Origin of the sequence: Arthrobacter ginsengisoli (assembly GCF_031456935.1) — a bacterium.
Lineage (GTDB): Bacteria > Actinomycetota > Actinomycetes > Actinomycetales > Micrococcaceae > Arthrobacter > Arthrobacter ginsengisoli.
In genome coordinates this window covers 188,644-202,699 of the sequence record NZ_JAVDVQ010000002.1, presented here as the reverse complement: position 1 = coordinate 202,699, position 14,056 = coordinate 188,644, and the positions used below count along the sequence as shown (strand labels likewise).

The window sequence follows — 14,056 nt, the reverse complement described above, 5'->3', positions numbered from 1 at the left end:
CTCACTCCGTCACAAACGCGCCGATAGGCAAACGTCACAGCACGTTAACAAACGGCGAGGCTCCCGGAAACGCAGCTTCCCTAAGTTGGAGGGACAACACCCCCAAAGGAGGTCCCCGTGACTGCTGAACGAACCGCAAGCGCCGATACCGGCGTTTCCCCCGGCATTTCGCCCCGTCTCGACGCCGGCACCACCCTCGGCGGCCCCGCCCTTGAATTCCGCCCCGGCCGCTGGATCGCCAACTGGGATGCCGAGAACAAGGAACAGTGGGAGTCCGCGGGCCGTTCCATTGCCAGGCGCAACCTAAACTGGTCCATCTTCGCCGAGTTCCTGGGTTTTGTGGTCTGGCAGCTCTGGTCGATTGTGGTGGTCCAGCTGCCCGCGGCAGGCTTCACCTTCACCACTTCGGAAATTTTCTGGCTGATCTCGATGCCCAGCCTGGTCGGCGCCACCCTCCGGATCCCCTACACCTTTATGGTCCCCCGCTTCGGCGGCCGCAACTGGACCATCGTCTCGGCCCTGCTGCTGCTGATCCCCTCGATCGGACTGGCCATGTGCGTCTCCAACCCGGAGACCCCGTTCGGCACCATGCTCCTTGTTGCAGCCCTCGCCGGATTCGGCGGCGGCAACTTCGCCAGCTCGATGGCCAATATCACCTTCTTCTACCCGGCCCGCGAAAAGGGCTGGGCGCTGGGACTGAACGCCGCCGGCGGCAACCTTGGTGCCTCCGTCGCACAGCTGGCCGTTCCGATCGCCATCACCCTGCTGGCCGCCGGCACGGTCAACCTGCCCGTGGCCGGACTCATGTGGGTCCCGCTGATCCTGCTCGCCGCGTTTGGCGCCTGGAAGTACATGGACAACCTCACCAGCGCGAAGGGCGACGTGGCGGGCTCGCTCGCCGCGCTCAAGGAACCGCACCTGTGGATCATGGCGCTGCTGTACATCGGCACCTTCGGCTCGTTCATCGGCTTCGCCGGCGTGTTCCCCAAGCTCATCAAGGACTACTTCCCGGCGTTTTCCTCCATCGGTGTCGGCACCGTGGCCTTGTCCCTCGCCTTCCTGGGCCCGCTGGTCGGTTCGCTGGCCCGCCCCTACGGCGGCCGGATGGCGGACCGCATGGGCGGCGCCCGGATGACCGTCACGGCGTTCGCCGCGATGGCCGTCATCACCCTGACCATGGTCTGGACGCTGCCACTAAAGAACTTCTGGCTCTTCCTGGTCCTGTTCCTGATGCTCTTCACCGCCAGCGGCTTCGGCAACGGCGCTACATACCGGATGATCCCGATCATCTTCGCCACCTCCAGCCGGGCAGCAAAGTCCGGCGCCAGCACGGTAACCACCCAGCGGCTCGCCTCCTCGGCCCTCGGCCTGATCTCGGCCATCGGCGCCTACGGCGGCTTCGTCATCCCGCAGGTGCTCAACGCCTCCAACACTGCCAGCGGCTCGTACACCCCGGCCTTCTACGGCTTCGTCGGGGCCTACATCCTGATGCTGGCCGTGTGCTGGTTCTGCTATATCCGCAACGCCAACCGAAACGCGATGGGACACGTCTAACATGACCAAAAGCGCCGACACGCACTGCCCATACTGCGCGCTGCAGTGCGCCATGACGCTGAAGTCCCCAGCGGCTCTGACCCCGGCTCCCCAGCCGGGGTCAGACCCCGTGCCGGCCACCGCCGCCGCCGTCCGCGAGGCGCCGGTCGCCCTCCTCGACGTGACCGGCCGCGACTTCCCCACCAACCGCGGCGGACTCTGCCGCAAGGGCTGGACCTCGGCGTCGCTGCTCAACCACGCCGGCCGTGTCACCGAACCGCTGCTCAAGGGCGCCGACGGCGTCCACCGCCCGGTCAGCTGGGACAAGGCCCTGGAACTCATCACCGCCGCGGTCAAGGACACGCGGGCCCGTTACGGGGCCGACGCCGTCGGGGTCTTCGGCGGCGGCGGGCTCACCAACGAAAAGGCCTATCAGCTGGGCAAGTTCGCCCGGCTGGCCCTGGGCACGTCGCGGATCGACTACAACGGCCGGTTCTGCATGTCCTCGGCCGCCGCCGCCGGGATGCGCGCCTTCGGCCTGGACCGCGGCCTGCCGTTCCCGCTGGCGGACCTCGATTCCGCCAGCACCATCCTGATGCTCGGCTCCAACGTCGCCGAGACCATGCCGCCGTTCGTGCAGCACCTGCAGGGCGCCCGCGACGCCGGCGGCCTGATTGTCGTGGACCCCCGCCGCTCCGCCACCGCGGCGTTCACCTCCGACGGCGGCGGCCTGCACCTGCAGCCGCTGCCCGGCACCGACCTCGCCCTGCTGCTGGGACTCTCCCACGTCGTGATCCATGAGGGCCTGGCCGACGCCGGCTACATCGAGGCCCGCACCGCCGGCTACGACGCCCTGGTCCGCAGCGTCGCCTCCTACTGGCCCGAACGCGTGCAATCCCTCACCGGCGTCCCGGCCGGACTGCTCCGCGACACCGCCCGCCGGCTCGCCGACGGCGCGCGCCGGGGCGGCAGCTACATCCTCACCGGCCGCGGCGTGGAACAGCACGTCGACGGCACCGACACCGCCACCGCCGCCATCAACCTCGCCCTGCTGCTGGGCCTGCCCGGCTCCGCGCGCAGCGGCTACGGCACGCTCACCGGCCAGGGCAACGGCCAGGGCGGCCGCGAGCACGGCCAGAAGGCGGACCAGCTCCCGGGCTACCGCAAGATCACCGACCCCGCCGCCCGCGCCCACATGGCCGCCATCTGGGGCGTGCCGGAATCGCTGATCCCCGGCCCCGGCCTCCCCGCCGTCCAGCTCCTGAAGTCCCTGGGCCAGTCCGACGGCGTCCGGTGCCTGTTCGTGCACGGCGCCAACGTGGCGGTTTCCGCGCCGGACGCCAACGCCGTGATCGCCGGCCTGCGGAGCCTGGAATTCCTGGTGGTCTGCGATTTCTTCCTTTCCGAGACCGCCGCGGAGGCGGACCTGGTCCTGCCGGTCACCCAGTGGGCCGAAGAGGAGGGCACCCTGACCAATCTCGAGGGCCGGGTACTGCGCCGCCGCCGCGCGATCGCTCCCCCGCCCGGAGTGCGCAGCGAGCTGTGGATCATGACCCGGCTGGCCGAGGCCTTGGACGCCCCCTCGACGTTCAGCGAGGACCCGGAGACCGTCTTCGAGGAGCTCCGGCGAGCGTCCGAAGGTGGCCTGGCTGACTATTCGGGGATCGACTACGCGATGCTGGACCGCGGCGAGGCGGCCTACTGGCCCTACCCCGCCGGCAGCACCGGGACCCCGCGGCTGTTCCGGGAGTCCTTCGCCCACGCGGACGGGCGGGCCGTGTTCACACCGGTGACGCCCCGCCGTCGGGCTTCTTCCCCGCCCGCGGAGGTGGCGGACGGCGCCGGGCCATTCGGAACGCCGATGACCCTGATCACCGGGCGGTTGATGGAGCATTACCAGTCCGGCGCGCAGACCCGGCGGGTGGCCGCCCTGGCCGCGGCCCAGCCCGAGGCGCGGCTGCAGATCCACCCGGCAGCCGCCGCCGCGCAGGGCATCGCGGCAGGCGACTTCGTCTCGATTTCCAACGGGCGCGGCGAGGTTTCCTGCCGCGCCGAGCTGAGCACGGACATCCGGCCCGAAACGGTGTTCCTGCCGTTCCACTTCCCGGAACTGGAGAGCGCCAACCGCCTCACCGAGGCGGCCACGGATCCGATCTCCGGAATGCCGGAGTTCAAGTTCAGCCAGGTCTGGGTCCGGGCCGGCGCCGCCAGCCACCGTGCCAATGAACTGCAGAAGGAAGGTGCGTCATGACTGAACGCATTGTTGTTGTGGGCTTCGGGCCGGTGGCCGCGCGCCTGGTCGACGAGCTGCTGCCGGCGGTCCGCAGCGGACTCGCGCACCTGACGGTGATCGGTGAGGAGGCAGAGGCCGCGTACAACCGCGTGCTCGTGGCGGATCTCGGGGTCGGCCGGACCACGGCGTCGGCACTGGCCCTGTCCGATGCCGCCGCACTGGTTGCCGACGGCGTCGACGTCCGGCTGGGCGTCCGGGTCCGCCGTGTGGACCGCGCCCGGCAGCAGCTGATCCTCAGCGACGGCACCTCCCCCGGTTACGACCGGCTGGTCTTTGCCACCGGCAGCCGCCCGGTGATCCCCAACCTCACCGGACTCAACCCCGACCCGGCTGCTCCGGTGCTGCCTGCCGGCGTGACTGCGCTGCGGGACCTGCGCGACGCCTCGGTGCTGCGGGCGGCGGTGGCCGGCGGCAAGCGCGTGGTGGTCCTCGGCGGCGGCGTGCTGGGCCTGGAGACCGCCCTCGCCGCGGTCGAGGAAGGCGCCACGGTGACCGTGGTGCACAACGGCCCACATCCGCTGGGCCGCAATATCGACCGCGGCGGCGGCGCGGTGCTCGCGGCGTCATTGCGGAACTGCGGCGTGCGGGTGGCCGGTAACGCCCGTTCCACCGGCGTGGAACACAACGCTCCCGACGGCGGCTTCTCCGCCCTGCTGCTCGATGACGGCTCCGCGATCGACGGCGACCTGCTGGTGCTCTCCTGCGGCGTCCGGCCGCGGACCGAGCTCGCGGAAGGTTGCGGACTCTCGACGGCGGCCGGGATCCTGGTGGACCACATGCTCCGGGCACACCATGAGCCGCATATCTTCGCCATCGGGGACTGCGCCGAGGTCCGCTGCCCCGACGCCGAGTGCGTGCAGTGCCGGACGGCGCGCGGTCCGTCGGGGCTGGTGGGCCCGGGCTGGCGGCAGGCCGATTGGCTCGCGGAGTATTTGATGCTGTTGGCCGCTGGATCTGCCGACGCTGAGTTGCTGCCGGTGCTGGCGCCGGAGCTGCCTGGCGTGATCGTGCTCAAGGCGCGCGGCATGAACATGGCCGTAGCCGGGGACAATGCCGCAGAACCGTGGGACGAGGAGGCTTTGACCGCCGGTGCCGTGCATGGCCGGGCCAGGCTGCAGGTCGCGCAGTGGGCGGATCCGGAGCACGGCCGCTACGTAAAGATGACCACCCGCGCCGGGGTGCTGGAGGGTCTGGTGGCCGTGGGGATGCCCCGCTCGGCGGCCGAGCTCGTGCAGCTGTTCGAGCGCGGCGCCGAACTTCCGGCGGACCGGTCGCTGCTGCTGCGCCTGGACGGCCCGGACCAGGCGGCCGCCGCCGGCGCCGCCGACCCGGAACGCACCGTGTGCCGGTGCGCCGGCGTCAGCGGGACCAGGATCGCCGCCGCGGTGACCGACGGCTGCGGGACGGTGGCCGAGGTTTCCGGGGCGACCCGGGCCGGGACGGGCTGCGGCGGCTGCCATGACGACATCCGGGGGCTTATCGAAAAGCACTTTCAGGGGGCCGTAGCCTAACGGCCGAGCGGCTCACAACTTTGGAAGGCCGGAAGCCCCGGCGAGACATCGCGGGTCAACGCCGGTTGCGCTGTCATCAAGCGTGACCATACTGCGGGCGTTTTTGACAAGCGTTAGGGAATCTCCTGGATTTTGAGAGGGGTAAGGAATCCCGCCTTAAGCCTTCTGCGCCGGCGGCACGAAGACGATGATTAGGTTTATCGACCTCCGCCGGCCCTCGATTCGATCGGAGAGGATCATGATCAAGGCCTTGCTGTGCATGCTGAACATTCAGCACGATTGGCATACTGAACACGCCGACGATGGCGCCCTATATAGGCGCTGCAAGCGTTGCGGCAAAGACGACGACCGCGGAGGCGGCGGGACCGGTACCTTCGGCGCATGGGCCGGCTAGGCTGGGATGGGCTCGGACGTCGCCTTATCGCGAGACGCTTCCAACCTCGTAGCACCTCGGGCCCATCCGCAGCACGTGCCCCACACTATCGTCCAGCGAGCCTCAGTCTTCCTTGGGCGCATGGCCCAGGCCGCGCGGCACCAGGAATGCCTTCAAGGCAGTAAAGCCGAGCAATACTGCGGCACAGTTCGGAAGGCGGAATAGCCTTCTCCGCCGGACACCGGCGCGCTACCCCTTGGTTGACCCCCGGCCGGGCGGGGGTTTTACTGCGCTGCGTTGTCGAACGTCTTCTGCCACTGGGCATGCTCGCGGTCGGCGTCCAGCCGGCGGCTGGCAGTCCACCGGGGCAGGTAGTCGGGCGCGGGCAGCTCGCGGGCAGGCTTGGGCGTGGGCGCAGGCCGAGTCTGGACGGCTCTGGCCACCGGCCGCGTCTGGACGGGCCTGGCCACCGGCCGGGTCTGGATGGGCTGTCGGCGGTAGTTCGGCTTCGCGTCGGCCACCGTCCAGTTGATCACGGCGCGCATAATGACCACGAGCACCCAGAGGCCGAGCCCAGCCAAGATGTATTGCCAAAGCAAGACCAGTAGCAGGATGGCTAATAGCACGAAAATAACCATGGCGCCACTATTGCACATGCGACACGCCCGGAGAAAGAGGTTTTATTCCCCGAATGTCAGATGCCCGCACTCCCCTCCCTCTGGATGGGCCTTTCTCCCCTTGGCACATCCACGGGGCGGGGGATGCAATGGACCTAGACTCCGTTCATCCGCAGGAGGCACCATGAATGTCCCGGTCATTCTTGCAGTCGGCGCGATTGTTGTGTTCGCCGTCGTGATGGTCCTGACGAGGGACAAGGACCCGCAGCAGCGGGCCACAACACTGACGCGCACCGCTGCGGCCATCATGGCCGTGTTCACGGTCCTCGCGGGAATCTTCATCGTCGGCTACGCCATGCAGGACCCGGGCGGAAATGCCGGGCTGCTGATAACACTCGTGTGGGCGGCTCCGATGCTCATCCTCGCGCTCGCGGCCTGGTTCTGGCCGGCGCCCACCGCTCCGCTGCTGATCGCCCTCACGGCCTCCTTCGTCGCGGCGTGCGTGTGGCTGGCCTTCGACCCCGCGGCCCTGCGCAACTTCGTCAATGAGAACGGACCCGCCATTGCCGTCAGCGTCGTGGCGCTGGCGTTCCCGGCCGCAGTGCTCGGCCTGAAACGGACCGCGGTGGCTGGCTGGCTGCTCGTGGCCCTGGGCGCGCTGCCGCTCCTGATCACTGTCATCGCGAGGTCCGGACCGGTCGGATGGCTCGCCGCAGCCAGCGTGGTCCCCCTGATCGCGGGGATCAGCTATCTTGTTTCCGCCCGAATGGTGGCTGGAAGCACGGCCTCGGGGAACCACCCGGCTGCCACCCGGCAACGGCCGGACCCTACCGCGTAACGCGAATCGGACCACGGACAAACGGCGGGTAGCATCGGGGCCATGAGCGCCGACGACGACGACATCACCGAAGAACTCCTGGTCCAGGCCGACAAGCTGACCGGGCTGAGCCTGGAACTGCTGGGCCTCGATCCCCACCCGGATGACATGACCCCGGAGCAGCTGCTCCAGTTCGATCCGGACGACCTGGACGAAATGGCCGCCGTTTCACCCCAGGACCGCCAAAGGGCCGTGAGCCAGACACGCCTGCTGGCAGGGCTGCTGTGGAACTCGTCGAGCATTCTGATCGACCAGCTCTTCCGCGATCTCGGCACGCTGAGCGGGCTGGAGGCCGTCACGCCGTCCGACATCGCCGGAACCTCTGTGCTGTCCTCGCTGCCGCCCCAGTTCGCCTCCAGCTACGACGCGAAGTTCATCCAAAAGTTCATCGTCGTCGCCGCCGACGTCACGGCGGCCTTGGTCCGCGGCTGGATCGCCCCCGGATGCCTCGCCGCCGAACTCGCCGTCCGCTGCCTGCTCGACCAGGCGGAAATCACCGAGGACATCTACGAACTCGACCTCGCGGAGGACTGGCGGGCACAAGTTGAGGAACTCCTATTGGAGGATGCGGACAGTGAGGCGCTCTACTCGGACAGCCTCGATGTACTCGAGGACGACGCCGACAGGCTGGGCTTCGAGTACTGGTTTCAGCCCTACAACGCTTGGGATACGGTTCCGCCCTACGCCTGCTCCTGAGTCCGACACCGCAGTCCTGCAACCGCCCTAGTGTGACGGGGCAGCCAGTCCCGCCAGGAAATCCTCCGTGAACCGCTGGACGCCGTCCCACTCGGTATAGACGTAATCGCGGGACGTATCCAGGTCAGCGGAGCCCTTGTCCTTGGTGATTTTCTTCATGAGCTGGCGTTTCAGGAAGTTGTAGTGGGTGTACAGCAGCGCGCCGGCGAACAAGCCGACGTGCGCGGGCCGCCACCCGGTCTCTTCCTCGAACTTCTCCACGTAGCCCTCCGCGCTCTCCTCATCCCCGTGGGCGGCCAGACTGACCGAAACCAGGGCTGACGGCAGGCGCTCGAGTTCGCCGCGGTTCTTCTTCACAAAATCGGTCACAAACCCCTCGTGCTTGCCCATGTGCACCGACGCCGCCACGATGACGCCGTCGTAGCCGGCCGGAAGGGTGTCCCCGGAGTGCTTGAGGTCCACCGTGTCCGCCTGATGCTCATGGGCCCGGATCAGCTCTGCGATGTACTCCGCGATCTGGGCTGTCTGTCCTTCAACGCTCCCGTAGGGGAGATAGATCTTGGCCATGGTCCACTGTGTCCCCGCGGCGCAGTGAGGAAGTAGGGCCGAACGTCCCCGTCGTCCCGAAAGCGCACCGCGCCCTTGACGGCGGCTGCCGCCTGGTCCTCCGCAGCGGCTCAGTGCTCCGCGGCGAGGTGCGTGGCGGCGTCGAAGGGATCGAACACTGACGAGCCGATCATGAAGATGCCACGCTGCGGGATCCAGAAGTCCGCGAGCCGGTCCTGGACGGGCAGGGCTGAGATCTGTCCCAGGCTGTGCCCGTGCAGCCGGGCTGTGCTCTCGCGGACAAACCACATCCGCTGCGGGCGCGCCCCAAACGTCTGGCCGTTGGGGACCTTGCCGGTCAGCCCGATGTGCCCCGCCCCCAAGGCCGGGCCGGCGACAGCGCCCATGGCGCGCAGGAACCTCCGGCTGCGCCACAGCCGGTCCGGAACTGCCCCGGACACCGCGGACATGAGCCGGGTGACCGGTGTGGCTGCCAGGGTCAGGTCCCAGCTCAGGTCCACCCCGCCTCCGACGTCCACGCTGAAGGAGTACCCGTCCCGCCACCGGATGGAAATCCCGCTCGTCGAGGCCGATCCGAGGGCGCTGCCGAAGTAGCGGGGGCAGGAGGACCCGGGGTCGGCGGTGCTGTGCATTGTCCATACGCCTGCAGGGTCGCGGATCCAGACCGAGCTGTAGCCCGGCCCGACGGAGGAGGCCGCAAAATGCCGCAGGGCCAGGATGTAGCCGGAACTGAACGGAACGCCCATCACGCCGTAGCCGGCAAAGCGTTCTTCCGGGCCGGAGGGCAGCGCCGGGTTCTTCTCCACGGACTCAATAAGGGTGCGGGGACTCTGCATGGCTACGGCCTCCGTTTTCTACATGTGGACGTGCAGGCGCCGGGCCGCTTCGGAAATCGAACCGCTCAGTGACGGGTAGACCGTGAAGGTGCTGGCGACGTCGTCGACGTGCAGTTTCTGCGTGACTGCGAGGGAGATCGCGAAGATCAGCTCCGAAGCATTCGGACCCACCACAACGCCGCCGATCACGGTTCCGGAGCCCTTGCGGGCGAAGATCTTGATGAAGCCGTCCCGGTGGTTGCGCATCTTGGCGCGCGCATTGCTGCGCAGCGAGAGCTTCACAACGTCGGCCTGATACTTGCCGGAATCGATTTCGGCTTCGGAGACTCCCACGTTCGCGATCTCCGGCGAAGTGAAGATGTTGGACGCGACCTGGTGCAGCTTGAGCGGCATCACACTGTCGCCCAGGAAATGCGCGATCGCGATCCGGCCCTGCATCGCGGCCACCGAGGCGAGCGCCAGCACACCAGTGCAGTCGCCGGCGGCGTAGATGTTCGGCGCGGTGGTGCGGGAGACGCCGTCGACCTTGATGTGGCCGCTCTCGGTGAGCGCCACGCCGGCCTCCTCGAGGCCGATCCCGGCGGTGTTGGGGATCGAGCCGACGGCGACCAGGCAGTGGCTGCCGGTGACCTGGGAGCCGTCGCCGAGCGTGACGATGACGCCGTTCTCGGTGCGTTCCACGGTCTCGGCGCGGGCGCGGGACAGCACCTTGACGCCGCGGCGTTCGAAGACGCCTTCAAGGACCTCGGCGGCGTCGGTGTCCGAGCCGGGCAGCACACGGTCGCGGCTGGAAATCAGGGTGACCTTGGACCCGAGGCCGTTGTAGGCGGAGGCGAACTCGGCGCCGGTCACGCCGGAGCCGACCACGATCAGGTCCTCGGGGAGCTCGTCCAGATTGTAGATCTGCGCCCAGTTCAGGATCCGCACGCCGTCGGGGCGGGCGGTGGGCAGTTCGCGGGGGTGCGCACCGACGGCCAGCAGGATCGCGTCCGCCTCGATGACCTCGGTGCCGTCGGCGGTGAGGACCTCAATCGTGTGGCTGTCCAGCATCTTGCCGGAGCCGATCATGATCCGGACCTCCTGGTTCTCCAGGCCCTTCTGGATGTCGGCGGACTGCTGCCGGGCCAGCCGCAGCAGGCGGTCGTTGATGTGCTTGAGGTCCGCGCGCATGGTCGGGGTGAAGTCGCCGCCGTCGACGTCGAACTTGACGCCGAGCTCGCCGGCCTCAGCGACGCGGGTCATCAGGTCCGCCGTCGCAATCAGGGTCTTGGAGGGCACGACGTCGGTCAGCACCGCGGAACCGCCGAGGCCCGCCCGTTCGATGATGGTGACCGTCGCGCCCAGGGAGGCGGCGACCATGGCTGCTTCGTAGCCGCCGGGCCCTCCGCCCAGGATTGCGATGCGGGGTGAGCTGAAATCGGGATGCGTAGTCACAATCAGCCATTGTCCACCATCCGGACGGCACCACCAAGAATTTGGGCCCGCACCACTGCGCGTGCGGTGCTGGGCAGGACGCCGCAGGCAGGATAACTTGTACCGGTGAGTACAACAGACTTCCTGACCACGGACCCCTTCGACGCCGCCCGGGCCGCCGCCGACTACATCGCGGCGGAGACGGGCGTCGCCGCCCACGACGTCGCCCTGGTGCTCGGCTCCGGCTGGGCCGATGCCGCCGACCTGATCGGTGAGACCACGGCCACGCTCTCCGCGGACGAGGTTCCCGGCTTCTCCTCCCCCTCGGTGGTGGGACATGTCGGCACCATCCGCTCCGTGCTGACCAAGGAGGGCAAACGCGCCCTCGTCCTGGGCGCCCGCACGCACTACTACGAGGGCAAAGGCGTCCGGGCCGTCGTCCACGGTGTGCGCACCGCCGCGGCGGCCGGCTGCAAAACCCTCGTCCTGACCAACGGCTGCGGCGGCCTCAATGAGGACTGGGCGCCCGGCACGCCCGTGCTGATCAGCGACCACATCAACCTCACCGCCGCCTCACCGCTCGAAGGGGCCACCTTCGTGGACCTCACCGACCTGTATTCCTCGCGGATCCGCGGCCTCGCCCGCGAAGTCGACCCGTCGCTGGAGGAGGGCATCTACGCCCAGTTCACCGGCCCGCACTACGAAACCCCCGCCGAGGTGCAGTATGCCAAGCGGATCGGCGCGAGCCTGGTGGGCATGTCCACCGCGCTCGAGGCCATCGCCGGCCGCCACGCCGGCATGGAGGTCTTCGGCATTTCGCTCGTGACCAACCTTGCCGCCGGCATCAGCCCGGTGCCGCTGAGCCACGGCGAAGTCCTCGAGGCCGGCCAGGCTGCCGGCCCGCGCATCTCCAAGCTGCTCGCGGAGATCATCGCGAAGCTCTGAGGCCCCGGCTCCCGGCGGGCTCAGCGCCCCGCAGTGAGGTAGCGCACGGCCTTGACCTTGTCCTGCGGGAATCGCCGTTCCATCGAATCGGCGATCCCGGCAATGGTCTGCCGGGCCAGTGCCTGCCGCCAGACGAGTTCGGCCTGGCGCATGGTCTGCGAAATGAGGCAGGTCCTGACGAAGTTCTGCTCCGTGTCGGCACCCGGGACATTGCCCAGGATCCCGTCGCAGCGAAACACCGGGTCGGGGCCCTCCAGGGCCAGGACGATATCGAGGACGGTAACGTTCTCCGGCCGGCGGGCCAGGTGGAACCCGCCCCGCGGACCCGAGACCGAGCCCAGGATCCCGGCACGGACCAGCGACTGGAGCTGCTTGTTGAGATAGGCCCCTGGGAGCTTGTAGTACTCCGCCAGCCGGGCACTGTTGACCGCTTCCCCGGCCGGCGTCCACGACATATTGACGCAACTGTGCACGGCCCATTCCACCCCACGGCCCAACTTCATATTCCAGACGCTACGTGTCCGGAAAATTGCCTGTCAAGGGCTGGCGGCAGGACAGCTGTGATCGATCTGTACGCGGGCTCGCGCCGGTGGGGGGAGGCATCAGCCGCGAATGACGCTAGTTTGGTTCCTATGACGTCTTCTGATGCCGAACTCACCCGCCTGCTCGGCGAAGCCCGGACCTGGGCCGCCCAGGACCCGGATCCCACCACCGCCGCCACCCTGTCCGAGCTGGTCCGCCTCACCAGTGGAGGCGTCGCAGCGGCCCGCCAGGAGCTCGCCGACAGCTTCAGCGGCACCCTGCAGTTCGGCACCGCAGGCCTGCGGGCAGCCCTCGGCCCCGGCCCGAACCGGATGAACCGCGTGGTGGTGCGCCGCGCCGCCGCCGGCTTCACGGCTTTCCTGACCGACGCCGTCGCAGCGGCCGCCCCCGGTACCCGGCCACGCGCCGTCGTCGGCTATGACGCCCGCTACAACTCCGGGATTTTCGCCGAGGAAACCGCGGCGATCCTCACCGCCGCCGGTGTTGAGACCTTCCTGATGCCGGCAGCCCTGCCCACCCCGCTGCTCGCCTACGCGGTGCGGGCGCTGGAGTGCGACGGCGGCGTGATGGTCACCGCCAGCCACAACCCGCCGCAGGACAACGGCTACAAGGTCTACCTGGGCCGGCACGCCGTCGAGGAGAGCGGACGCGGCGCGCAGATCGTGACTCCCTACGATGCCCTGATCGCGGCGAAAATCGACACCGTCGGCGAGCTGTCCGGCATCACCCTTGCCACCGAAGGCTGGACAGTGCTGGATCCGTCCATCGCCGGCGACTACGAGGCCGCCGTCGCGGCCCTTGCCATGCCGGAGCACTTCCCGGCCCGCGACCTCAAGATCGTGCTGACCCCGATGCACGGCGTGGGCGGCGACACCGCGGTCGCGGTCCTGCACGCGGCCGGCTTCGCCGACGTCACCCTGGTCAGCGAGCAGGCCGCACCGGACCCCGACTTCCCCACCGTGAACTTCCCGAACCCGGAAGAGCCCGGCGCCCTGGACCTGGCGCTCGAAACCGCCGGCCGCGTGGATGCGGACATCGTGATCGCCAACGACCCCGACGCCGACCGCGCCGCGGTGGCCGCGCAGGATCCGGACACCGGGGCCTGGCGGATGCTGCGCGGCGACGAGGTCGGTGCCCTGCTCGGCGCGCACGTCGTGGCGCGGCTGGCGGCCGGCGGCAGCGCAGAAACCACGGCAGGGGGGTTCGCGAACTCGATCGTGTCCTCGCGGCTGCTCGCCCGGATCGCCGCCGCGGCGGGCTACGCCCATGAGGAAACCCTCACCGGCTTCAAGTGGATTGCCCGGGTTCCCGGGCTGCTGTACGGCTACGAGGAGGCGCTGGGCTACTGTGTCGCACCCTCGCTGGTCCGGGACAAGGACGGGATTTCCGCGGCAGTGCTGATCGCGGAACTCGCAGCGGCAGCGAAGGCCGACGGCAAGACCATCTTCGATACGCTTGACGCGCTGTACCTGGTGCACGGGCTGCATGCCAGCGACCAGCTCAGCATCCGGGTCGCGGACCTGGGCCTGCTGGACGCCATGATGAACCGGCTGCGCGTCAGCCCGCCGGAATCCTTTGGCGGTTCCGCCGTCGAAACCGTCACGGACCTCGCCGAGGGCAGCGCCCAGCTGCCGCCCACCGACGGCCTGCTGTACCTCACCAAGGATCTCAGCCGCATCATCATCCGCCCCAGCGGCACCGAACCCAAGCTCAAGTGCTACCTGGAGGTCATCCGCAGCGTCGGTTCCGCCGCTGAACTGCCGGCGGCGCGGCAGGAGGCACGCGCCGCGCTCGACGGCGTCCTCGCGGACGTCCGCGAGGCGCTGGGGCTGTAGCCTTCGGGGCCTCCGGC

The 14,056-nt window shown here is 69.0% G+C and carries 12 protein-coding genes; 7 read left to right on the top strand and 5 right to left on the bottom strand.

Annotated elements, in window-relative coordinates; translation table 11 throughout:
* Positions 1-165 precede the first annotated feature (165 nt).
* From J2X01_RS03010 to J2X01_RS03000, 3 genes are read left to right on the top strand one after another with little or no spacing between them, the layout of a single operon-like run.
* Complete coding sequence (locus J2X01_RS03010) at positions 166-1,554, top strand: MFS transporter (protein ID WP_310050923.1); 1,389 nt, start codon at positions 166-168, stop codon at positions 1,552-1,554.
* A 1-nt stretch (position 1,555) separates the two neighbouring features.
* The gene (locus tag J2X01_RS03005) at positions 1,556-3,784 is read left to right on the top strand and encodes a molybdopterin oxidoreductase family protein (RefSeq protein ID WP_310050452.1); all 2,229 of its coding nucleotides are present in this window, start codon (positions 1,556-1,558) and stop codon (positions 3,782-3,784) included.
* Complete coding sequence (locus J2X01_RS03000) at positions 3,781-5,337, top strand: FAD-dependent oxidoreductase (protein WP_310050450.1); 1,557 nt, start codon at positions 3,781-3,783, stop codon at positions 5,335-5,337. Before J2X01_RS03005 ends, J2X01_RS03000 begins: the two co-directional genes overlap by 4 nt.
* A gap of 657 nt (positions 5,338-5,994) precedes the next feature.
* On the opposite strand, the gene J2X01_RS02995 is transcribed toward J2X01_RS03000, so the two are convergent.
* Positions 5,995-6,348, bottom strand: a complete 354-nt coding sequence (locus J2X01_RS02995; RefSeq protein ID WP_310050448.1) for a hypothetical protein — start codon at positions 6,346-6,348, stop codon at positions 5,995-5,997.
* 163 nt (positions 6,349-6,511) lie between these two features.
* On the opposite strand from J2X01_RS02995, the gene J2X01_RS02990 reads away from it, so the two are divergent.
* Positions 6,512-7,165, top strand: a complete 654-nt coding sequence (locus tag J2X01_RS02990) for a hypothetical protein (protein WP_310050447.1) — start codon at positions 6,512-6,514, stop codon at positions 7,163-7,165.
* A gap of 42 nt (positions 7,166-7,207) precedes the next feature.
* Positions 7,208-7,900 (top strand): hypothetical protein, encoded by a 693-nt coding sequence (locus tag J2X01_RS02985; protein WP_310050446.1) that lies wholly within the window; start codon positions 7,208-7,210, stop codon positions 7,898-7,900.
* A 27-nt stretch (positions 7,901-7,927) separates the two neighbouring features.
* On the opposite strand, the gene J2X01_RS02980 is transcribed toward J2X01_RS02985, so the two are convergent.
* The 3 genes from J2X01_RS02980 to J2X01_RS02970 all read right to left on the bottom strand — a co-directional run bounded on the left by J2X01_RS02980 (position 7,928) and on the right by J2X01_RS02970 (position 10,737).
* Positions 7,928-8,467 carry a flavodoxin domain-containing protein gene (locus J2X01_RS02980; protein WP_310050444.1) on the bottom strand — a complete coding sequence of 180 codons (540 nt, stop codon included), beginning with the start codon at positions 8,465-8,467 and terminating at the stop codon, positions 7,928-7,930.
* A gap of 110 nt (positions 8,468-8,577) precedes the next feature.
* Positions 8,578-9,303 carry a hypothetical protein gene (locus J2X01_RS02975; protein ID WP_310050443.1) on the bottom strand — a complete coding sequence of 242 codons (726 nt, stop codon included), beginning with the start codon at positions 9,301-9,303 and terminating at the stop codon, positions 8,578-8,580.
* Positions 9,304-9,321: 18 nt separating this feature from the next.
* A complete protein-coding gene (locus J2X01_RS02970; RefSeq protein ID WP_310050442.1) occupies positions 9,322-10,737 on the bottom strand; it encodes an NAD(P)H-quinone dehydrogenase in 1,416 nt (471 codons plus the stop codon).
* Positions 10,738-10,842: 105 nt separating this feature from the next.
* On the opposite strand from J2X01_RS02970, the gene J2X01_RS02965 reads away from it, so the two are divergent.
* Positions 10,843-11,661 carry a purine-nucleoside phosphorylase gene (locus tag J2X01_RS02965; protein ID WP_310050440.1) on the top strand — a complete coding sequence of 273 codons (819 nt, stop codon included), beginning with the start codon at positions 10,843-10,845 and terminating at the stop codon, positions 11,659-11,661.
* 20 nt (positions 11,662-11,681) lie between these two features.
* On the opposite strand, the gene J2X01_RS02960 is transcribed toward J2X01_RS02965, so the two are convergent.
* Positions 11,682-12,164, bottom strand: a complete 483-nt coding sequence (locus J2X01_RS02960) for an RrF2 family transcriptional regulator (protein WP_310050438.1) — start codon at positions 12,162-12,164, stop codon at positions 11,682-11,684.
* 129 nt (positions 12,165-12,293) lie between these two features.
* Between J2X01_RS02960 and J2X01_RS02955 the strand changes: the two genes are divergently transcribed.
* Positions 12,294-14,039 (top strand): phospho-sugar mutase, encoded by a 1,746-nt coding sequence (locus J2X01_RS02955; RefSeq protein WP_310050436.1) that lies wholly within the window; start codon positions 12,294-12,296, stop codon positions 14,037-14,039.
* Positions 14,040-14,056: the final 17 nt, after the last annotated feature.